This is a genomic window from Pseudomonas sp. Pseusp21, from assembly GCF_059492145.1.
Genome location: NZ_CP168520.1, coordinates 4,465,641 through 4,487,069, shown reverse-complemented (window position 1 = coordinate 4,487,069; position 21,429 = coordinate 4,465,641). Strand labels below are relative to the sequence as shown.

At 62.5% G+C, this 21,429-nt stretch carries 19 protein-coding genes and 1 pseudogene; 12 read left to right on the top strand and 8 right to left on the bottom strand.

Annotation, left to right across the window (positions count from 1 at the left end; genetic code table 11):
- Positions 1 to 160: 160 nt before the first annotated feature.
- The 3 genes from ACEN93_RS20335 (at position 161) to ACEN93_RS20325 (ending at position 3,406) form a co-directional block, all read left to right on the top strand.
- On the top strand, positions 161 to 1,234 hold the full coding sequence (locus tag ACEN93_RS20335) for a BMP family ABC transporter substrate-binding protein (RefSeq protein ID WP_039773225.1): 1,074 nt from the start codon (positions 161 to 163) through the stop codon (positions 1,232 to 1,234).
- Between the two features lie 171 nt (positions 1,235 to 1,405).
- Positions 1,406 to 2,371: an isopenicillin N synthase family dioxygenase gene (locus ACEN93_RS20330; RefSeq protein WP_495610436.1), complete on the top strand. Its 966-nt coding sequence runs from the start codon at positions 1,406 to 1,408 to the stop codon at positions 2,369 to 2,371.
- A gap of 81 nt (positions 2,372 to 2,452) precedes the next feature.
- Positions 2,453 to 3,406 carry an adenosine deaminase gene (locus tag ACEN93_RS20325; protein WP_007958502.1) on the top strand — a complete coding sequence of 318 codons (954 nt, stop codon included), beginning with the start codon at positions 2,453 to 2,455 and terminating at the stop codon, positions 3,404 to 3,406.
- Between the two features lie 120 nt (positions 3,407 to 3,526).
- Here ACEN93_RS20325 and ACEN93_RS20320 read toward each other — a convergent pair whose 3' ends face one another.
- From ACEN93_RS20320 to vimR, 3 genes are all read right to left on the bottom strand, one after another.
- Entirely contained in the window at positions 3,527 to 4,909 is a 1,383-nt protein-coding gene (locus ACEN93_RS20320; protein ID WP_039773228.1) for an MFS transporter, read from the bottom strand.
- Positions 4,910 to 5,035: 126 nt separating this feature from the next.
- The gene (locus tag ACEN93_RS20315) at positions 5,036 to 5,770 is read right to left on the bottom strand and encodes an ArsR/SmtB family transcription factor (protein WP_039773229.1); all 735 of its coding nucleotides are present in this window, start codon (positions 5,768 to 5,770) and stop codon (positions 5,036 to 5,038) included.
- A 305-nt stretch (positions 5,771 to 6,075) separates the two neighbouring features.
- Entirely contained in the window at positions 6,076 to 7,005 is a 930-nt protein-coding gene (gene vimR, locus ACEN93_RS20310; protein WP_490841778.1) for a transcription regulator VimR, read from the bottom strand.
- Positions 7,006 to 7,122: 117 nt separating this feature from the next.
- Here vimR and ACEN93_RS20305 point away from each other — a divergent pair, with 117 nt between their 5' ends.
- From ACEN93_RS20305 to ACEN93_RS20295, 3 genes are all read left to right on the top strand, one after another.
- Positions 7,123 to 7,416, top strand: coding sequence for a putative quinol monooxygenase (locus tag ACEN93_RS20305; protein WP_011332308.1), 294 nt, complete (start codon positions 7,123 to 7,125; stop codon positions 7,414 to 7,416).
- Between the two features lie 31 nt (positions 7,417 to 7,447).
- Positions 7,448 to 8,461, top strand: coding sequence for a zinc-binding alcohol dehydrogenase family protein (locus ACEN93_RS20300; RefSeq protein ID WP_039773233.1), 1,014 nt, complete (start codon positions 7,448 to 7,450; stop codon positions 8,459 to 8,461).
- A gap of 166 nt (positions 8,462 to 8,627) precedes the next feature.
- Positions 8,628 to 8,801 (top strand): hypothetical protein, encoded by a 174-nt coding sequence (locus ACEN93_RS20295; RefSeq protein ID WP_166742328.1) that lies wholly within the window; start codon positions 8,628 to 8,630, stop codon positions 8,799 to 8,801.
- 10 nt (positions 8,802 to 8,811) lie between these two features.
- Here the strand turns inward: ACEN93_RS20295 and ACEN93_RS20290 are convergent, their stop codons facing one another.
- Together ACEN93_RS20290 and ACEN93_RS20285 are read right to left on the bottom strand one after the other, a co-directional pair.
- Positions 8,812 to 10,014, bottom strand: a complete 1,203-nt coding sequence (locus ACEN93_RS20290; protein ID WP_074689707.1) for a multidrug effflux MFS transporter — start codon at positions 10,012 to 10,014, stop codon at positions 8,812 to 8,814.
- 103 nt (positions 10,015 to 10,117) lie between these two features.
- Positions 10,118 to 10,315 carry a cation transporter gene (locus ACEN93_RS20285; protein ID WP_074689706.1) on the bottom strand — a complete coding sequence of 66 codons (198 nt, stop codon included), beginning with the start codon at positions 10,313 to 10,315 and terminating at the stop codon, positions 10,118 to 10,120.
- Between the two features lie 148 nt (positions 10,316 to 10,463).
- Between ACEN93_RS20285 and ACEN93_RS20280 the strand changes: the two genes are divergently transcribed.
- From ACEN93_RS20280 to cueR, 3 genes are all read left to right on the top strand, one after another.
- A complete protein-coding gene (locus ACEN93_RS20280) occupies positions 10,464 to 10,847 on the top strand; it encodes a hypothetical protein (RefSeq protein ID WP_039773239.1) in 384 nt (127 codons plus the stop codon).
- Between the two features lie 213 nt (positions 10,848 to 11,060).
- A complete protein-coding gene (locus ACEN93_RS20275; protein ID WP_495610435.1) occupies positions 11,061 to 13,454 on the top strand; it encodes a heavy metal translocating P-type ATPase in 2,394 nt (797 codons plus the stop codon).
- Entirely contained in the window at positions 13,451 to 13,864 is a 414-nt protein-coding gene (gene cueR, locus ACEN93_RS20270) for a Cu(I)-responsive transcriptional regulator (protein ID WP_007958485.1), read from the top strand. Before ACEN93_RS20275 ends, cueR begins: the two co-directional genes overlap by 4 nt.
- On the opposite strand, the gene ACEN93_RS20265 is transcribed toward cueR, so the two are convergent.
- Together ACEN93_RS20265 and ACEN93_RS20260 are read right to left on the bottom strand one after the other, a co-directional pair.
- Positions 13,818 to 15,035 (bottom strand): MFS transporter, encoded by a 1,218-nt coding sequence (locus tag ACEN93_RS20265; protein ID WP_039773243.1) that lies wholly within the window; start codon positions 15,033 to 15,035, stop codon positions 13,818 to 13,820. The two genes, cueR and ACEN93_RS20265, sit on opposite strands and share 47 nt — an antisense overlap.
- A 56-nt stretch (positions 15,036 to 15,091) precedes the next feature.
- Complete coding sequence (locus ACEN93_RS20260; protein ID WP_011332300.1) at positions 15,092 to 15,988, bottom strand: PA4780 family RIO1-like protein kinase; 897 nt, start codon at positions 15,986 to 15,988, stop codon at positions 15,092 to 15,094.
- Between the two features lie 440 nt (positions 15,989 to 16,428).
- On the opposite strand from ACEN93_RS20260, the pseudogene ACEN93_RS20255 reads away from it, so the two are divergent.
- A pseudogene (locus tag ACEN93_RS20255) lies at positions 16,429 to 17,517 on the top strand (cache domain-containing protein); the annotation flags it as partial.
- Between the two features lie 90 nt (positions 17,518 to 17,607).
- Positions 17,608 to 18,375 (top strand): methyl-accepting chemotaxis protein, encoded by a 768-nt coding sequence (locus tag ACEN93_RS20250; RefSeq protein WP_371850984.1) that lies wholly within the window; start codon positions 17,608 to 17,610, stop codon positions 18,373 to 18,375.
- 246 nt (positions 18,376 to 18,621) lie between these two features.
- Here the strand turns inward: ACEN93_RS20250 and ACEN93_RS20245 are convergent, their stop codons facing one another.
- On the bottom strand, positions 18,622 to 19,899 hold the full coding sequence (locus ACEN93_RS20245) for an acetyl-CoA C-acetyltransferase (RefSeq protein WP_064379268.1): 1,278 nt from the start codon (positions 19,897 to 19,899) through the stop codon (positions 18,622 to 18,624).
- A 177-nt stretch (positions 19,900 to 20,076) separates the two neighbouring features.
- Here ACEN93_RS20245 and ACEN93_RS20240 point away from each other — a divergent pair, with 177 nt between their 5' ends.
- Complete coding sequence (locus ACEN93_RS20240; RefSeq protein WP_039772471.1) at positions 20,077 to 21,429, top strand: 3-oxoacyl-ACP reductase; 1,353 nt, start codon at positions 20,077 to 20,079, stop codon at positions 21,427 to 21,429.

Genomic DNA, 21,429 nt, shown 5'->3' with positions numbered 1-21,429 from the left:
GCCTCTTCGCGAGCAAGCCGGCTCCCACAGGGATCGCGGTGCTTTTGTGGGAGCGGGCTTGCCCGCGATGGGCGCGCCTCGGTTTCAAGCCAGATTGTTGTCCGCTTGGTCAGCCTTTTGCATTGCCCTCCCCACACACAACAAAAGGGAGTTCGCGTTCATGCAAAACCGTCCACTGCAAACACTGCTGTGCATCGCCATGGGCCTTGGCCTCAGCCTGAGCGCCAGTGCCGCCGATCCACTGAAAGTCGGCTTCGTCTACATCGGCCCCATCGGCGACCACGGCTGGACGTATCAGCATGAACAGGGGCGCAAGGCGCTGGCGGAAAAACTCGGCACGCAGATCACCACCAACTACGTGGAAAACGTCGCCGAAGGCGCCGATGCCGAGCGGGTGATCCGCAACATGGCCAAGGACAATTACGACCTGATCTTCACCACCTCCTTCGGCTACATGAACCCGACGGTGAAAGTCGCCAAACAGTTTCCCAAGGTGACCTTCGAACACGCCACCGGCTACAAGCAGGACAAGAACCTCGGCACCTACCTGGCGCGTACCTACGAGGGTCGTTACGTCGGTGGTTTCCTCGCGGCGAAGATGACCAAGAGCAAAAAAATCGGCTACGTCGCCTCGTTCCCGATCCCCGAAGTAATCCGCGACATCAACGCCATTCAACTGGCCTTGAACAAGTACAACCCCGGCACCGAAATCAAAGTGGTGTGGGTCAACTCGTGGTTCGATCCTGGCAAAGAGGCCGATGCCGCCAACGCGCTGATCGACCAGGGCGTGGACGTGGTGTTCCAGCACACCGACAGCCCGGCGCCGATTCAGGCCGCCGAGCGGCGTGGTGTGTATGCCGTGGGCTACGCTTCGGACATGGCGCACTTCGGCCCGAAAGCGGTGCTGACCTCGATCGTCAACGACTGGGCGCCGCACTACATTCAAGCGACCCAGAGCGTGATCGACCACAACTGGAAATCCCAGGACTACTGGGGCGGATTGAAGGAAGGCACGGTCGAACTGCCGATCAGCGACCTGGTGCCGGCACCGGTGAAGGCCGAAGCCGAGCAGATCATCGCCGACATCAAGAGCGGCGCTTTGCAACCGTTCACCGGGCCGATCAAGGATCAGGCCGGCGTCGAGAAAATCCCGGCGGGGGTCAGCGCCACCAACGCCGAACTGGCGTCGATGAACTACTACGTCGAAGGCATGAAGGCCGAGATGCCGAAGTAAATTCCAACATCTACCCGGTGATCGTTCCCACGCTCCGCGTGGGAATGCAGCCCGGGACGCTCCGCGTCCCTGCCGAACGCGGACGCGGAGCGTCCATTGAGGCATTCCCACGCAGACGGTTCGACGCCTCGACGTGGGAACGATCCCCCTTATACCTTTCAAGGATTGTGTATGGATCAGCTTCCGATCATCGACATCTCGCCGCTCTACTCCAACGACCAGAACGCCTGGCCCGCCGTCGCCGAACAGATCGACCACGCCTGCCGCGAATGGGGCTTCTTCTATATCAAGGGCCACCCGATTTCTGCGCAGCGCATCGAATCCCTGCTCGATCACGCACAGCGCTTCTTTGCGCAACCGGCAGAAGAAAAACTCAAGATCGACATCACCCAGACCGTCCATCATCGCGGCTACGGCGCCATCGCCACCGAACAGCTCGACCCGGACAAACCCAGCGATCTCAAGGAAACCTTCGACATGGGCCTGCACCTGCCGGCCGATCATCCCGAGGTGCTGGCAGGAAAACCCTTGCGTGGCCCCAACCGTCATCCGGCCATCCCTGGTTGGGAAGCGCTGATGGAGCAGCACTACCTCGACATGCAGGCGCTCGCGCAAACCCTGTTGCGGGCCATGGCGCTGGCGCTGGGCATCGAGCGCGACTTCTTCGATACACGCTTCAACGAACCGGTCAGCGTATTGCGAATGATCCATTACCCGCCGCGCCACACTGCCAGTTCCGCCGAACAGCAAGGTGCCGGCGCGCACACCGATTACGGCTGCATCACCCTGCTTTATCAGGACAGCGCCGGCGGCCTGCAGGTGAAGAACGTCAACGGCCAGTGGATCGACGCACCGCCCATCGACGGCACCTTCGTGGTCAACCTCGGCGACATGATGGCGCGCTGGAGCAATGACCGATATCGCTCGACCCCGCACCGGGTCATCAGCCCGCCCGGGGTGGATCGCTACTCGATGCCGTTCTTCGCCGAGCCGCATCCGGATACCCGTATCGAGTGCCTGCCCGGTTGCCAGGACGCACAGCATCCAGCGAAATATCCCACCACCACCTGCGCCGAATTCCTTCTGTCGCGCTTCGCCGATACCTACGCCTATCGACGGGAGCAGGAAGCGGTGTGATGGATCGGTTGGTCAGGTTTTGCCAATTGTTTCGGCGGGCATCTGTAGAATGCCCGCCATTGCACCTGATGAGAAAAGAATATGTACGACTGGCTCAACGCCCTGCCCAAGGCTGAACTGCACCTGCACCTCGAAGGCTCGCTGGAGCCCGAGCTGCTGTTCGCCCTGGCCGAACGCAACAAGATCGCCCTGCCTTGGAGCGACGTCGAAACCCTGCGCAAGGCTTACGCCTTCAACAATTTGCAGGAATTCCTCGACCTGTATTACCAGGGCGCCGACGTGCTGCGCACCTCCCAGGATTTCTACGACCTGACCTGGGCCTACCTGCTGCGCTGCAAAGAACAGAACGTGATTCACACCGAACCGTTCTTCGATCCGCAGACCCACACCGACCGTGGCATCCCGTTCGAAGTGGTGCTCAACGGCATCGCCGCCGCGCTGAAAGACGGCGAGCAGCAACTGGGTATCACCAGCGGTTTGATCCTGAGTTTCCTGCGCCACCTGAGCGAAGACGAAGCGCAGAAAACCCTCGACCAGGCGTTGCCGTTCCGTGATGCGTTCGTCGCGGTGGGTCTGGATAGTTCCGAGATGGGTCACCCGCCAAGCAAGTTCCAGCGCGTGTTCGACCGTGCCCGTCACGAAGGCTTCCTGACCGTCGCCCATGCCGGTGAAGAAGGCCCACCGGAATACATCTGGGAAGCCATCGACCTGCTGAAGATCCAGCGCATCGACCATGGCGTACGCGCCATCGAAGACGAGCGTCTGATGCAGCGGATCATCGACGAGCAGATCCCGCTGACCGTGTGCCCGCTGTCGAATACCAAGCTCTGCGTGTTCGATCACATGTCCCAGCACAACATCCTCGACATGCTCGAGCGTGGCGTGAAAGTCACGGTGAACTCCGATGACCCGGCGTACTTCGGTGGTTACGTGACCGAGAACTTCCATGCGCTGCACACCCACCTGGGCATGACTCAGGATCAGGCCAAGCGTCTGGCGCAGAACAGCCTGGATGCGCGCCTGGTAAAACCATAAGCAACAGCGCATAACCAATGTGGGCGAGCTTGCTCGCGAATAGGGCCTGTCATTCAACGAAGATGTTGATTGATACACCACTTTCGCGAGCAAGCTCGCTCCAACAGTTTGGGTCAGGGTTCAGCCAATCACTTCTGCTTCGGTCAATTCCTCCAAGGTTTTACCCCGCGTCTCCATCCCGAACAGCCACACCACCCCCGCCGCAATCGCAAAGCACAGCGCTCCCAGCGCAAATACCCCGCCCTGCCCGGTGATCGGGAACACCAGCCCGGTGACCAACGGCCCGAGCAGCGAACCCACGCGCCCGATAGCCGAGGCGAACCCCGAGCCCGTCGCCCGCGCCGAGGTCGGATACAGTTCCGGCGTGTAGGTGTAGAGCACCGCCCACATGCCGAACAGGAAAAACTGCATCAACAGCCCCGTGCCGATCAGCAGCGCCACGTTGCCGCCGAACACTGCGCTCTGCCCGTACAGAAACGCCATCACCCCGCCGCCGAGTAGCGTGACGATGCACACCGGCTTGCGTCCCCAGCGCTCCACCAGCCAGGCCGCCATCAGGAAACCGGGAATCCCGCCGAGGGAAATCAGCACCGTGTAATACACCGACTGGGTGACCGCAAACCCCGACTGTTGCAGCAGCGCGCTGAGCCAGGAGGTCAGGCCGTAGAAGCCGAGCAGCGCGAAGAACCAAAGGCTCCAGATCATCGTCGTGCGCTGGCGATACTGCGGAGACCAGATCTGTTTGAGCGCCGAAAGGAAATGGCCCGGCGGGGTCACACTACGTGGCAGACGAACCGGCGCCGGCAATGCAGCACCGCCCAGCGATGCCTGTACCCGCGCCTCGATGCCGCACAAAACCTTGTCCGCTGCGTCATGTTTGCCGGCCTGTTCCAGCCAGCGCGGCGACTCGGGAATGAAAAAGCGGATCGCCAGCACGAACACCGCCGGCACCGCCAACACCAGAAAGATGTCGCGCCAGCCAATCAACGGCAGCAGGAAATACGACAGCACGCCCGCCGCGACAAAACCCAGCGGCCAGAAGCCGTCCATCAAGGCGATATAGCGACCCCGACGCTGGGCAGGGATCAACTCCGACAACATCGACTGAGCAATCGGAAACTCCATGCCCATGCCGATTCCCAGCAGGATGCGAAACAGCGTCAGGCTTTCGACCGTCTGCGCCGTGGAGCACAGGTAACTGGCCAGCCCCCACAGGACGATGCTCCACTGGAACACCGGTTTTCGGCCGAATCGATCAGCCAGCATCCCGGACAGCGACGCCCCCAGCACCATGCCGAAAAAGCTCGAACTGGCCAGCAGACCAGCCTCGGCGCTGCTCAGGCCGAACTCGGCTTTGATCGAGCCGAGCAGGAAGGTCATCATCGCCAGATCCATGGAGTCGAAGAAAAACGCCAGGGCGATGATGATAAAGATGATCCGGTGATAACCGCTGACTGGCAGGCGCTCCAGTCGATCTGCCGCGCTGTAGTTTCCCGTGTCCATGCCACCTCCTCAATCCGAAAAGTCCCCGGATCGAGTGTGCGCGATAGCGGTTGCGCGCCTGTGCCAGATGCGACTTGTTCGCAGCCGTTGACGACGTTCAGGAGTACATCCGTGGAAGAAAGCGCTCTATAACGCCATTTCCAGCTCGGTTTCACAGGCAAATCGATGAATTTCCCGCTGGCCCGCCGCCGTCAGTTGCAAAGCACGGGAGTCCTTGGGCAGCACCAGCCAGCCCGACTGCATGAACAGCTGCAACAACGCCGCTCCCAGCGAGCCTCCCATGTGCGGACGACGCTCGCTCCAGTCCGGACAGGCACAAGCCACCTGGGCATTGCGATGGGCCAGCGCCTGGATGTAGACCCCGCGCCCGGCCAGTTGTGTCGAGCCTTTGTGCGTCACGACCACCCGGTTTTCAAGCTGCTCGATCCAGCCGGCGTCGAGCATCCGCTGGTACAGATCGGCGGCCAGCGTGCCCCCGAGATGGTCGTCGCAAAACCGCGCACGCAGCAGTGACGAAGGAGCGGCCTGGGGCCTGACGACCGGCGAGGCACGCTTGAACACGTCGGGGATTTCTCGCGGGGCGCTGGCCAGGGTGGCACTGGCCAGCGCTTCGATGGCCGCGCCGATTTCGGGAGCCGCCAGACGAAAGAAGCGTTTGCGTCCGCGCGCCTCGACCTTCAACAGCCCCCCAGCGGACAAGCGCCCCAGATGCGCGCTGGCTGACGAAGGCGAAAGCCCGGCCAGCAACGCCAGCTCCTCGGTCTGCCGCGCCGAGCCGTCCATCAACGCCCACATCATCGCGCTGCGTTTGGGATCGGCCAGCAACGTGGCGATCTGGCTGATGCAAGGTGCATGTTCCATGTATTCACTCCCTGTTGAATCGTATCGTCTACTGCTCATAGACATCTTGACCAGTAATCAGTCGTCAGCCAAGGCGCGCAAAACGCCTTGAGCCGAGGCAAGGCAGCGCGCCGCAGCAAGGAAACCGCAGTACTGTCGCGACCCTCGTTCCTGCCTCGCCGGTTCCGGTCTGATCGTTCTCTTGCCGGCCTGTCGGTGCGGGCTTCAGGCGGTCGCTAGTATAAGCGGGTTGCTCGCTGCGTCCTGCGCCTGAGTGGACGTGGTTGGTGATTGTTCCTGAGAGAAATTTCGCTATTTACCTGCGACTAATGGTCAGACTCCTGAAAAACGGGAAATCGGCTACTCAATTCGGCGCAACGGCTGGCGAGCATTTCCCTCAGAAGGTTCACCGGCTTACTCAATTGTGCGCGATGGGCGCACAGCAGATTCAGCGGAGCGCGTTCGCAGAGCAGCTCCGGCAACAACACTTTCAGCCGCCCCGCCAGCACATCACCGGCCACATCCAGCCACGACTTGTAGGCGATCCCGGCTCCCGCCACCGCCCACAGGCGCACCACATCGGCGTCGTCACTGAAGCGGTCGCCACTGACGGTCAGGCTGACCTCACGCTTGCCATCGTGGAAACTCCAGTGGTCATGCACCCGGCCACCGAGCATGTACAGCAGACAGTTGTGCTGCGCGAGCTGCTCCAGATGCAGCGGCTCGCCGTGCCTAGCCAGGTAGGCGGGCGATGCGCACAGCACACGTCGGTTGTGCGGGGCAATCGGCAACGCCACCAGACTGGAGTCTTCCGGCTCGCCGTAGCGCAAGGCGATGTCCACCGGCTGGCGAAACAGGTCGGCGATGCGATCGCCCAACAACAGGCGCACGGTCAGCTTCGGATGCTCGCGCTGAAAGTCATCGAGCCACGGCAACAGCAGGTTACGGCCAAAATCCGAAGGCGCCGACAGTTGCAGAATGCCGCTGACCTGGTCCTGCCCGCTGGCCAGCAGGCGGCGCCCCTCATCCAGGTTGCTCAACGCAGCGCGGGCGTACTCAAGAAACCCTTCACCTTCGGCCGTCAGCCGCAGACTGCGGGTGGAGCGTGCCAACAAACGCGCGCCCAGTTGCTGCTCGATCCGCTTGAGCGCGGCGCTGGCCACCGCGGCGGACAGGTCCATCACCCGCGCCGCAGCCGACAGACTGCCCAGATCCGCCGCCCGGACAAACAACTGCAAGTCATCGAAACGCAGCATCCTCAGCCTCGATTATCAAAAAAAAATTGAAAGAGACTGCTCTTTTAGCCGGTTTTATCTCGGGCAGAAATAGCCAATCATGCCTTCCATCGAATTCATCCCGTCCCGGAGTCGAACATGTCCCAGCCTTTCACCGCCATTGCCACCTTGATCGCCCGACCTGGCCAGCAGGACGCTCTCGAACAGCACCTGCGCGCCCTGATCGAACCGACCCGCGCCGAAGCGGGTTGCGGTCAGTACGAACTGCATCAGGACCTGGCCAATCCACTGGCCTTCTACATGATCGAACAGTGGGCCAGCGACGAAGCCCTGCAAGCCCACGATGCCAGCGCGCATATCCAGCATTTCCGCAGCCAGGCCGAGGCGTTCCTCGAACACTTCGAACTCAAGCGCCTGCGCGTCATCGCCTGAAACCTTCCTTTATTCACTTTCGGAGTTCTCCATGAAAGCCATCGCCTATTACGCCTCGCTCCCGATCAGCGACGAAAAATCCCTGCAAGACATCGAACTGCCAGAACCGGTAGCCGGCCCCCGCGACCTGCTGGTGGAAGTCAAAGCGATTTCGGTCAACCCGGTCGACACCAAGGTTCGCCAGAACGTCGCACCGGAAGGCGGCGCCGCCAAGGTACTGGGCTGGGACGTGGCCGGTGTGGTCAAGGCCGTCGGTAGTGAAGTGACCCTGTTCAAGGCCGGCGACAAGGTGTTCTACGCCGGCTCCATTGCCCGGGCCGGTGGCAACAGCGAATTGCACGTGGTGGATGAGCGGATTGTCGGCCACATGCCGAAAACCCTCGGCTTCGCCGAAGCTGCCGCCTTGCCGCTGACCGCCATTACGGCGTGGGAATTGTTGTTCGAACGCCTGCAGATTCGCGAAGGCAACACTGACGAAGGCCAGAGCCTGCTGATCGTCGGCGCGGCCGGCGGCGTCGGTTCGATCCTCACCCAACTGGCCAGCCAGTTGACCGGACTCAAGGTGATCGGCACCGCCTCCCGCCCTGAGACCCGCGACTGGGTGACTGAGCTGGGCGCTGACCTGGTGATCGATCACAGCCAGCCGTTGAGCGAAGAACTGAAACGCGCCGGTGTGGCCCACGTGACCCACGTCGCCAGCCTGACCCAGACCGAACAGCACCTGGACCAACTGGTCGAGGCTCTGGCGCCGCAAGGCAAACTGGCGCTGATCGACGATCCGAAAGCGCTGGACGTGACCAAACTCAAGCGCAAGAGCCTGTCGCTGCACTGGGAGTTCATGTACACCCGCTCGCTGTTCGAAACGCCGGACATGATCGAGCAGCACAAACTGCTCAATCGAGTGGCCGGGCTGATCGACAGCGGCACCTTGAAAACCACGGTCGGCGAGCACTTCGGCACGATCAACGCGAGCAACCTGCGCCGCGCCCATGAATTGCTGGAAAGCGGCAAGGCCAAGGGGAAAATTGTTTTAGAAGGTTTCTAAAACCCGCAAGACCGCAGCCTTCGCCAGCACCAAAAATGTCTGGCTCGGGGGCTGCGGCGCTTTTTTGCCGTCAGTCAGATGCTTGACCCTTGTCACAATTGCGATCGTATTCAGGACTACAATCGAGTCCTCTGCGATGCAATCTTTTACGTACGGGAGGTCAGCAATGAAGATCCTGATAAAAGAAGTGGCAAAGTCCCAGTGGCAAGTTCGTCTTGACCAGCACGCCGTGACCTTCCGCAGTGAGGCCGAAGCGCTGGCCTTCACACGCACCCTCGAAGCGCGTCTGCACGCGCCCCATCAGATTCCCGACCCCGGCCAGCAACGCGCTGTCGGCTGAGGCTTTCGTTTCAGATTTCAGCCTGCGCCTTTGCCAGCGCCCGGGCATTCTGTATGCGCCGGGTGAGCATCGCTGCGCACACCACCAGCAATCCACACAGGCTGATGACGATGGCCATCGGCACGGCGGTGCCATCGTGCAGGATCCCCACCAGCGCCGAAGCCCCGGCGGCAACGCTGAACTGCAGGCTACCGAGCAACGCTGAAGCACTGCCGGCGCGACCGCCCTGCCCGTTCATCGCACACGCCGCCGCATTGGGGCTGATGCAGCCAAGACTGGCCACGCAGATGAACAATGGAATCAGCAATGGCCACAGCGCCTCGGTGTGCAAGGCGCTGACCGCAAGCAGCGTCAGCCCGGCGCCCAGGTAAACCCAGACCGCCCGCGACAGCAGGAACGCCGGACCACGTTTGGCCAACAGTCGCGCATTGACCTGTGCCACCAGAATGAACCCGGCCGCATTGGTGCCGAACAGCCAGCCGAAATGTTCGGCCGGCACGCCGTACAGTTTGATGAATATGAAAGGGGAGCCGGCGATGTAGGCAAACATCCCGGCGATGGCGATGCCGCCGGTCAGAGCATGGCCCATGTAGACCGGATCCGCCAGCAGCCGGCCGTACTGACGCAAAGCACCGGACAACGGCTGGCGCGGAACATGCGCCGGCAGACTTTCCGGCAGGCCGAGGGCCACCGCCAGCCCGGCCAAGGCACTGAAACCGGTCAGCACCAGGAAGATCGACTGCCACCCCGTGGTGTTGACCAGCAGGCCGCCGAGCATCGGCGCCAGTATCGGTGCCAGCCCCATCACCAGCATCAGCTGCGAAAAGACTTTCGCCGAACCCACCGCATCGCACTTGTCGCTGACCACCGCCCGGGCAATCACCATCCCCGCACAACCGCCCAGCGCCTGCACCAGCCGTGCGCCGATCAGCCAATCCAGATTCGGCGCATAGGCGCAGGCCACTGACGCCAACGTGAACAGCGTCAGACCGATCAGCAACGGAATCCGCCGGCCGAAGCGATCCGCCAACGGCCCGTAAGCCAGTTGGCCAATGGACAGGCCGAAGAAATAGGCCGACAGCGTCAGCTGGACGTGTTTCTCGTCGGTGCCGAACGCCAGCGCCATAGTGGGAAACGCGGGTAGATAGAAGTCGATCGCCAACGGACCGAAGGCGGTCAGGGCACCGAGAATCAGAAGGGTACGGAAGTTCATCAGGCGTCCAGGTCGGGCGGGCAGTTGAGTTGAGTGCAGCCCGACAGTCTAGCCGCGCGAGGACGCCTTGAACATTCCGGTAGCTCGCTAACTATTAAAAAGATCAGGCGAGCTTGATGGCGTAGCCCTCTTCGCTGATCGCCTCGATAACCTGCTCGGCGCTCAGCGCACTTTCGACGCCGACTTCCTTCGCCGCCAGATCGACCCGCACGCTGGCGGCCGGATCCTTGCTCTGCACCGCCAGGGTGACGGCTTTGACACAGTGACCGCAGGACATGCCTTCAACAGTGAACACTTGCATGGAATGACTCCTTTGAGTGAGGTTGCCGGCAGTTTCAGGCTTGCCACGATGGCAAGGTCAAGTTCTGCAAAAAACTGCCGGGCTGGCAATCGGCGCCGCGCTCGGCCAAGCTGCACGCATCAATGACATGAATTCAGGAGATTCAGCCATGCGCTGGTCAGCTTTCAGCCTGTTTGGCTTACTCAGCCTCTTTGCCGCGATCCCTTCGGTGCATGCCGCCGGGGAAGATTACGGGGTGCTGATCATTTCCCGCGAGCGCCTGGAAGTGGCGACCTCCTGCGAAATTGGCGTGTATATCCAGGATCAGCTGTCGGCGCGCCTGTTTCAGGAGCAAAGCACATCGTTCAACCTGCCGCCGGGCAATGTCTCGCTGCGCCTGAAACTGCTGCCGGGACAAATGCCGGGCTGCAACCCAGGCATGCTCGCGCCGGGCTCGCAGGAGATCAAACTGCACGCCGGCGACATCCTGAAATTCCGCATCGCGATGAACCAGGAAGGCATGTACCTCAAGCCCACCGGCCTCGGTTACTAAGGCCTGCCGCTCGTTCCCACGCTCTGCGTGGGAATGCCTCTTGTGACGCTCTGCGTCACGCTTTGGGACGCAGAGCGTCCCCGGCTGCATTCCCACGCGGAGCGTGGGAACGATCAGGCGAACAAGCGAGCAGCCGGTAGCGGAAACTGGCGCTTGACCTTGCCAGCATGGCAAGGTTGATCCTGTAGACATCCACTACAGGGAGTACGACCGATGTCCGATTCCATCACCTTCGATCTGCCCATCAGTGGCATGACCTGCGCCAGTTGCGCCGGCCGTGTCGAGCGGGCGTTGAGCAAAGTCAGCGGTGCCAGTGCCGTCAGCGTCAACCTCGCCACCGAACAGGCCCGGGTGCAGGCACCCGGCGACAGCCTGCCGGCGCTGATGGAAGCGGTTGAGCGCGCCGGTTACAGCGTGCCGCAGCAAACCGTGGAATTGAACATCGACGGCATGACCTGCGCTTCGTGCGTCGGTCGCGTCGAACGCGCACTGAACAAAGTACCGGGGGTGAAGAGCGTCAGCGTCAACCTCGCCAATGAACGCGCCCACCTCGAATTGCTCGGCGCGGTCGACCCGCAAACCCTGATCGCCGCCGTGAGCAAGGCCGGTTATTCGGCCAGCCTCTTCGAACTCGAACATCCACAATCCGACAATCGCCAGCAACGCCTGAACCATGAACGCTGGGCGTTGATCTGTGCGATCGCCCTCGCCTTGCCGCTGGTGTTGCCGATGCTGCTGCAACCGTTCGGCATTCACTGGATGCTCCCAGCCTGGGCGCAGTTCGCCCTCGCCACCCCGGTGCAATTCATTTTCGGCGCGCGGTTTTATGTGGCCGCGTGGAAAGCCGTGCGCGCCGGCGCCGGCAACATGGACTTGCTGGTAGCGCTGGGCACGAGCGCCGGATATGGCCTGAGTCTCTACGAATGGGCCACCGCCGACGGGCGCATGCCGCATCTGTATTTCGAAGCGTCGGCGGTAGTCATCGCTCTGGTGCTGCTCGGCAAATACCTCGAAAGCCGCGCCAAACGCCAGACCGCCAGCGCCATTCGCGCACTGGAAGCCCTGCGGCCGGAGCGGGCGATTCAAGTCATCGATGGTCGCGAACAGGACGTCGCGATCAACACCCTTCGCCTTGGCGATCGGGTATTGGTCAAACCCGGTGAACGCTTCCCGGTGGACGGCGAGGTGCTGGAGGGCCAGAGCCATGCCGACGAAGCGCTGATCAGCGGCGAAAGCCTGCCGGTGCCTAAACAGCCGGGCGACAAGGTCACCGGCGGTGCGATCAATGGCGAAGGCCGCTTGCTGGTGAGCACCACGGCGCTCGGTGCGGAAAGCGTGCTGGCGCGGATCATCCGTCTGGTGGAGGACGCCCAGGCTGCGAAAGCACCGATCCAGAAACTGGTGGATAAGGTCAGTCAGGTGTTCGTACCGACCGTGTTGCTGCTGGCCCTGGCCACGCTGATCGGATGGTGGCTGTACGGCGCGCCGCTGGAAACCGCGTTGATCAACGCCGTCGCGGTGCTGGTGATCGCCTGCCCGTGTGCCCTCGGTCTGGCGACACCTACCGCGATCATGGCCGGTACTGGAGTGGCCGCCCGTCACGGGATTTTGATTAAGGACGCCGAGGCACTGGAACGTGCCCATGAAGTCAGCGCCGTGGTATTCGACAAGACTGGCACCCTGACCTCCGGCACGCCGCGCATCGCGCATTTCAGCGCAATCGACGGTGATGAAAACGCCCTGCTGACAGCGGCCGGCGCACTGCAACGCGGCAGCGAACATCCGCTGGCCAAAGCGGTGCTGGACGCCTGTACCGAACGCGATCTGAGCGTACCGGATGTCAGCGACAGCCAGTCCCTGACCGGGCGCGGCATCGCCGGCAGCCTCGACGGTCGGCGCCTGGCGCTGGGCAACCGGCGCTTGCTGGAAGAAAGCGGTCTGAACGCCGGAAACTTGAGCGAATCCGCCAAGGCCTGGGAAACCGAAGGTCGAACGCTGTCCTGGCTGATCGAGCAAAATCCGGCGCCCCGCGTACTCGGCCTGTTCGCCTTCGGCGACACCCTCAAGCCCGGCGCGCTGCACGCGGTGCAACAACTGGCGGCCCAGCACATCCACAGCCACCTGCTGACCGGCGACAACCGCGGCAGCGCCCGGGTGGTGGCCGAAGCGCTGGGCATCGAAAATGTCCACGCCGAAGTGCTGCCGGCGGAAAAAGCCGCCAGTGTCGCCGAGCTGAAGAAAACCGGGGTCGTGGCCATGGTCGGCGACGGCATCAACGACGCACCGGCGCTGGCGGCGGCCGACATCGGCATCGCCATGGGCGGCGGCACCGACGTGGCCATGCACGCCGCCGGCATCACCCTGATGCGCGGCGACCCAAGGCTGGTGCCGGCCGCGCTGGAGATCAGCCGCAAGACCTACGCGAAGATCCGCCAGAACCTGTTCTGGGCCTTCGTCTACAACCTGATCGGCATTCCGCTGGCGGCGTTCGGCTTTCTCAATCCGGTGCTGGCCGGCGCGGCAATGGCCTTATCGAGCGTCAGCGTGGTGAGCAATGCGCTACTGTTGAAAACCTGGAAACCCGAGGATCTGGAGGACAACCGATGAACATCGGCCAAGCGGCCCGCCACAGTGGCCTGAGCGCAAAGATGATCCGTTATTACGAGTCGATCGGTCTGCTCAAGGCTGCTCATCGCACCGACAGCGGCTATCGCGTCTACGGCGACGATGACCTGCACACGCTGGCATTCATCAAGCGTTCGCGGGACCTGGGCTTTTCGCTGGAGGAAGTCGGCAAACTGCTGACGCTCTGGCAGGATCGCCAGCGCGCCAGCGCCGATGTGAAGGCCCTGGCCCGCCAGCACATCGACGAGCTGAATCAGAAGATCCGCGAACTCGGCGAACTGCGCGACACCCTGCAGGATCTGGTCGAGCACTGCCACGGCGACCATCGCCCGGACTGCCCGATCCTCAAGGAACTGGCGTCGGGCTGCTGCGCGCAACCCGCGCGCGCCTGAGCAGCAGGATTTTCATCGACAGCACTGTGGCGAGGGGAATGCCGTGGAACAACAACACCACGGCGCCCGGCGCCCACCACTCATAAAACGGTGCGGCGATCAGCATGCCGACGCCGAACCCGGTCATCTGCAACAGCGTCAGGAAACTGAAAATCGGCAGGCGCAGGGGCTCCGGTTCCCGTTGCAGCCGTGACATCAGGCCGACTTCCGAGAACCCGTCGCCCAGTCCGGCCGGCAGCGAAAACAGCAACAGACCGACGACGCTGTGCTGCTGGAACATCAGGATGAAGCCGCAGGACATCAGCAGCACGCCGCCGAAGTAGCGGCGCTCCAGATGAATGTTTTCCGAGCCGTTGAGGCGACTGGCGATCCGCGCACCGAGCAGTTTGCCGGCGGCCCACACTGCGAGCATCAGGCCCAGCGTGGTGCTCGCCGAGTCCGGTGTCAGCAGTTTGGAAATGATCGGAAAACCGACGTTGTGCGCAGCGCTGCCAAGGGTGTCGGCCATGGTCACCGCCAGCATCGCCGCAACTACCGGAGCGCTGCGCAAGCCCTGGACCAAGGCTGACCATTCGCTGCGCTCAGCGCTGGATTCGTTGACGGGCTCCGGTGCGCTGAAGCGCAACGGCGCGATCAACAGCGCCGCCAGCAGATAGGTCAGCGCATTCAGCACAAACACCGTTTCAAAACCAAACCCCGCGACCAGCAACCCGGACACCAGACTGCCGCCGACCATCGCCATGGACGAGGCGGACGTAATCCACGCATTGGTCTTGAGCAACTGCGCCGGCTCGATCAATCGCGGCAACTGACTGTTGAGACCGATGGCGAACATCGAATTGCCAAAGCCCAATCCGAACGCAATCAGCGGCAGCAACAGCGCCTGCTGACTGACCGGCAAGATGAGCAACAGCCCGAGCACAGCGGCGCGCAGCAGATCGAAGGCAATCAACGGCAGACGGCCACTGCATCGACGATAAAACGCCGTGCCGATCAGGCTGGCGAAAATTCCGCCGCCCACCCGACTGGCGAGAAAAATCCCCACGCTCATCGCGCTGTTGCTCAGCAGGTAGACATAAGTGGCCAGCGCAACCATGTTGAGGAACGCGCCGAAATCGGAGATCAGCCGCGCCGTGATGATCAGCCGGGCATTGCGGGAAGTGGTGGTCACAATCAATCCTTGAATGTGTAAAACCCGGCCGAAGCCGGGTTTTCCTTTTCAGATGCTCACTGCATCCACGGTGGCGGAGGCGGTTCGTCGGACTTGCCCTTGGGTTCGTCGTCCGCCGCACGGATGGCTTGCTTGCGCTCCTCATCCAGACGCGCCGCTTCGATCTCGCGCAACACCCCGCCGACATCGGCCAGGTCCTCGGGATCGTCGAACTCGCCGGTCAGCACGCTGGCCGGGTGCAACGTACCCGCTTCGTACAACGCCCACATTTCCTTGGCGTATTTGGTCTTCTTCAACTCCGGGGCGAACCGGCCGAAGTACGACGCCATGTTGCCGACGTCACGCTCGAGCATGCTGAACGCGTGGTTGTTGCCGGCGGCGTCCACCGCTTGCGGCAGGTCGATGATGACCGGCCCCGTCGGCGTCAGCAGCACGTTGAACTCCGAGAGGTCACCGTGCACCAGACCGGTACACAACATCAGCACGATCTGCGAAATCAGGAACGCGTGATATTCGCGGGCCTGATCCGGCTCCAGCACCACGTCGTTCAGACGCGGCGCGGCATCGCCGTATTCGTCGGCCACCAGTTCCATCAGCAGCACGCCTTCGAGGAAGTCGTACGGCTTGGGCACGCGCACCCCGGCGTTGGCCAGGCGGAACAGCGCCGCGACTTCGGCGTTCTGCCAGGCGTCTTCGGCTTCCTTGCGCCCGAACTTGGAACCCTTGGCCATCGCCCGGGCCTGTCGGCTGTTACGAACCTTGCGGCCTTCCTGATACTCGGCCGCCTGGCGGAAACTGCGTTTGTTCGCCTCCTTGTAGACCTTTGCGCAACGTAACTGATTGCCGCAGCGCACCACATAAACAGCTGCTTCTTTGCCACTCATGAGTGGACGCAGCACTTCGTCGACCAGACCGTCCTCGATCAGGGGTTCAATGCGTTTTGGAGTCTTCATCAGCTTTTATTGTGGGTCCTTTATTACCAAACACGCGAATGTCATTCGTTATACGGCAATCCTCGCATCACGGGGAGGGGTTGCCGACCTGTGAACCTGTGGATGCACACACTGTGCCGGATAAACCGGGCCGATCCGCCGCTTTATCGACCGCTGCGAATCATAGCCGAGGCTGTCGAAGTTGTTGGCGACAGGACTTGAGGGCATTTGCGACAGAATCTGACATCCCGCCGCATACAGCTCGTAAGAATTTTCTCTTCCGGCCTCAATTTCCCTCTTCATCAGCCGAATTCCTCTGAGACAGAGGAACTTGTCCGACAATCGTTCCAAAAAATCTTCGATGTCGCACCCAGGGAAACGGGTGAGAAATAGGTTTTTCGGCTGCCAATAACCGCGAGTCATCTGCACTGCGTGGGCCTACAAGAAAATCTGGAGCGCGGATGAACATCAAACAGAAGTTGACCTGGGCGTTTGCAATCATCGCCTGCTTGCCCGTGGTGCTGGTCGCCACGCTGGTGGTACTGAACCTGCGCAGCGATGCCCGGGACGATTTTGTCGACAGCAGCGGGCGCGAGATCCGTCAGGTCAGCAATGCCATGCAGCTGTTTTTCGACGGCATCAGCCAGAACGTCGATTACCTGGCGGCGCAGCCGTTGGTGAAGAACGCGGACGGCAGCGTTCGCAGCCGCATGAGCGCCAACGCCGCCGATACCTCCGATGGCGAGATCGACAAGCAACTGTTTGCACTGTTCGAGGGGCTGGCCAAATCCCACCCGGCCTACTCCTACGTCTCCTATGGATTGAACAGCGGCGGCTATGCCTTCTGGCCGGGCGATCCGAAGATGGCCAACTACGACCCGCGCACCCGCCCCTGGTACAAGACGGCCATGGCCAACCCGGGCAAGACCCTGCGCACCGAGGCCTATTACTGGGCTGGCGACGACGCGGTTCTGGTCAGCACCGTGCGCGCGGTCACCAACCAGTTGGGTGCCCAGGGTGGCGTGGTCAACATTGACGTGTCGCTCAAGCAACTGACTGAGATCGTCAAACAGATCAAGCTCGGTGAAAGCGGTTACCTGATGCTGATGGAAAACACCGGCACGGTGCTGGTCGATCCGAAGCAACCGGAGCACAACTTCAAACGACTCGACAGCCTCGGCGACGGCTACGCGCAACTGGCCAAGGCCGGCAAAGGCCTGGTTGACATCGAGATCAACGGCGAGCGCTACATGGCCAATGTCTGGCCCTCGGAGCAACTGGGCTGGACCTTCATCGGCCTGATCAAACAGAACGAAGTGATGAGTTCGGCCACTCAACTGACCTGGCTGATCGCAATCATTGCGGCCGTGCTGGCGGTGTTTTTCGCGGTGGTCGGCGCCAGTTTCGCCAGCCTGATCGTGCGGCCGATCCGCAGTGTGGCCAGTGGCCTGGAAGGCATCGCCCAAGGCGAAGGCGACCTGACCAAGAGCCTCGACATCCGTGGCAGCGACGAAACTGCGCAACTGGCCAACTGGTTCAACCAGTTCCTCACCGCGATCCGCAGCCTGATCCAGCATATCGGCGGCGCGGCCGGGAAAATCCTCGCCACTTCGCAGAGCTCGACCCGGGTCTCCGGCGACATGGCCGAAGCCGCCGGACGCCAGCGCGAAGCGGTGGACATGGTCTCGACCGCGTTCCACGAAATGGTCGCCACCGCTAACGAAGTCGCCCGCTCTTGCAGCCAGGCGGCGGAGTCGGCCGACAGCGGCCAGCGCCAGGCCCGCGAAGGTCAGCAGCAGATCGATGCGGCGGTGCACAGTGTCGATCAACTGAGCCAGGAACTGGAGCAGTCCGCGCAGTCGATGCAGCAACTGGAACGCGACAGCAACGACATCCAGTCGATCCTCGGCACCATCCGCTCCATCGCCGAACAGACCAATCTGCTGGCACTCAACGCGGCTATCGAAGCAGCGCGGGCCGGTGAGCAAGGACGTGGTTTTGCGGTGGTGGCCGATGAGGTTCGCGCACTGGCCAAACGCACGGCGGATTCGACGGCGGAAATCGACGGCCTGTTGGGCAACCTGGCCAAACGCACCAGCGCGGTGACCCAGCAGATGCGCGCCAGTCTCGACGTGTCGCAGCAATCGGTGGCACGCATCGGTGAGGCGCGGGAGAGCTTTGGGCAGATCCGTGAGTCGGTGGATGTGATTCGCGACATGAACACGCAGATCGCGACCGCAGCGGAAGAGCAGCATCAGGTGGCGGAGGACATCAATCGGCATATCAGCCAGATTCATGGTGATGCGCAGTTGGTGGCGGAGCTGGCGAATTCGGCGCGGCTGGATTCGCAGAGTCTGGCGGGGTTGTCGAATGAGCTGGATGGGTTGGTGCGCAGGTTCCGGACTTGAGATTGGGGGGCAACCTTAAAAGCCCCCTCACCCCAGCCCTCCCGAAACGTCGGACCGCCCGGGGGGAGAGGGAGCCGAATCGGGGATGCTTTAGAAATCCGCCGACATGAAAGAACGTTGTTGAATCCATAATCGACACCGATCTTTCAGGTCGATGTATAACGCCAGACACCTCGGTCAGTCCCCTCTCCCTCCGGGCGGTCCGACGTTTCGGGAGGGTTAGGGTGAGGGCAAGCTTTTGCTCCTCTAGCGCTCGATGATCGCCGTCACACCCTGCCCCCCCGCCGCACAAATCGAAATCAACCCCCGCCCCTGCCCCGCCGCATCCAGCAACTTCGCCAGGTTCGCCACAATTCTCCCGCCCGTCGCGGCAAACGGATGCCCCGCCGCCAGCGAGCTGCCCTTGACGTTCAAACGGCTGCGATCAATCGAGCCCAGCGGCGCGTCCAGCCCGAGCCGGGTCTTGCAGTATTCCGGATCCTCCCAGGCCTTCAACGTGCACAACACTTGCGCGGCAAAGGCCTCGTGGATTTCGTAGTAGTCGAAGTCCTGCAAGGTCAAACCATTGCGCGCCAGCAAGCGTGGCACCGCGTACACCGGCGCCATCAAAAGTCCTTCGGCACCGTTGACGAAATCCACCGCCGCCGCTTCGCCGTCGCGCAAGTAAGCGAGGATCGGCAGACCACGTTCCTTCGCCCACTCCTCGCTGCCCAACAGCACCACCGACGCGCCATCGGTCAGCGGCGTCGAGTTGCCGGCGGTCAGGGTGCCCTTGGCGCTTTTCTCGAAGGCCGGTTTCAGGGTCGCGAGTTTTTCCAGGGTCAGGTCCGGGCGCAGGTTGTTGTCGCGGGTCAGGCCGAGGAACGGGGTCATCAGGTCGTTGTGCCAGCCTTCGCTGTAGGACGCCGCCAGTTTGTGGTGACTTTCGAAGGCCAATTGATCCTGTTCCTCGCGGGGGATGTTCCAGGTCTGCGCCATCAACTCGCAGTGCTCGCCCATCGACAGACCGGTGCGCGGTTCGCCGTTGCGCGGGAATTCGGGGATCAGGTGTTTAGGGCGCAATTGCAGAAAGGTCTTGAGCTTGTCGCCGGTGGTCTTGGCGCGGTTGGCTTGCAGAAGGATCTTGCGCAGGCCTTCGCTGACGCTGATCGGCGCGTCCGATGTGGTGTCGACACCGCCGGCAATACCGCAATCGATCTGGCCGAGGGCGATCTTGTTCGCCACCAGCAGCGCCGCTTCCAGGCCAGTGCCGCAGGCCTGCTGAATGTCGTAGGCCGGGGTCGCCGGCGACAACCGCGAACCGAGCACGCATTCGCGGGTCAGGTTCATATCCCGTGACAATTTCAGCACCGCCCCCGCGACCACTTCGCCGATGCGCTGGCCGTGCAGGTTGTAGCGTTCGATCAGGCCTTCGAGAGCGGCGGTGAGCATCACCTGATTGCTGGCGGTGGCGTAGGGCCCGTTGGAGCGGGCGAACGGAATGCGGTTGCCACCAATGATCGCGACGCGGCGCAGCTGACTCATGAAATGCTCCTTGTGAAATATCCGGTCTGAAAATCGAGCGCTGAAAACCCGGTCGGGCCACAAAAGCGCCGAGGGCAAACTACTCTGCTGTTCTAGCGTAGGCCTTATTGCGTGGATCGAACGATTGATTGCCCTTCGCAGTCCACACTTTGAACCCCATCTTCTGGAGAGCGTTCCATGTCTGACCGCTATATCGACTTCGCCAACTCGTCCATCGGCCACCGTCTGGTCGGAGCCCTGGGCCTGCCGTCGCCGGTGCGGCTGGAACGCTGGCAGGCCGGGCGCCTGCGGCCGGTGGACGGTGCGCTGCTGATCGGCGGTGGTCCGCTGGCCGAGCGGGTCAGCACCTTCGCCAATCGCCTGACCGACGCGATCTACCGCTACGGCGACCAGCCGGCGACCGCCACCCAATGGATTCCCGGCCATGGCCCGAAACTCAAGGCCGTGGTGTTCGACGCCAGCGATTTGCAGCACACCGACCAGCTCAAGCAACTGCGCGAGTTCTTCCAGCCGTTGATGAAAAACCTCGACAGCAGCGCGCACCTGGTGATTCTCGGCCGCGCCCCGGAAACCCTGCGTGAACCGTTTGCCGCCAGCGCACAGCGAGCGCTTGAAGGCTTCTCTCGCTCGCTGGCCAAGGAACTGCGCAGCGGTGGCACGCTGCAACTGATCTACGTCGGCGAAGGTGCCGAGGATCAGCTCGAAGGGCCGCTGCGGTTTTTCCTCTCGCCGAAAAGCGCGTTCGTCTCCGGGCAAGTGATCCGTCTGACGGCCTGCGCCACCCAGGTCACCGACTGGACGCGCCCGTTGGCCGGACGTATAGCACTGGTCACCGGCGCGGCGCGCGGCATCGGCGCCTCCATCGCCGAAACCCTGGCCCGTGACGGCGCCGAAGTGATCCTGCTCGACGTGCCGCCGGCCAAGACCGATCTCGAAGCCCTCGCCGCACGTCTCGGCGGACGCGCCATCACCCTCGACATCTGCGCCGAAGATGCTGCCGCGCAACTGATCGAACAGCTGCCGGACGGCCTCGACATTCTGGTGCACAACGCCGGCATCACCCGTGACAAGACCCTGGCCAACATGACGCCGGAATTCTGGGACGCGGTGTTGGCGGTCAACCTCAACGCACCGCAAGTGCTGACCAAAGCCCTGCTCGACAGCGGCACTCTGCGCGATAACGCCCGGGTCATTCTGCTGGCCTCGATCAGCGGCATCGCCGGCAATCGCGGGCAGACCAACTACGCGGCAAGCAAAGCCGGGCTGATCGGACTGGCCCAGGCCTGGGCGCCGACCCTGCTGGAACGCGGTATCAGCATCAACGCCGTGGCGCCGGGGTTCATCGAGACCCAGATGACCGCGCACATCCCGTTCGGCCTGCGTGAAGCCGGGCGGCGCATGAGTTCGCTGGGCCAGGGCGGCCTGCCGCAGGACGTCGCCGAAGCCGTGGCCTGGCTGGCCCAGCCGGGCACCGGCGCGTTCACCGGGCAAGCGCTGCGGGTGTGCGGCCAAAGCGTTCTGGGGGCCTGA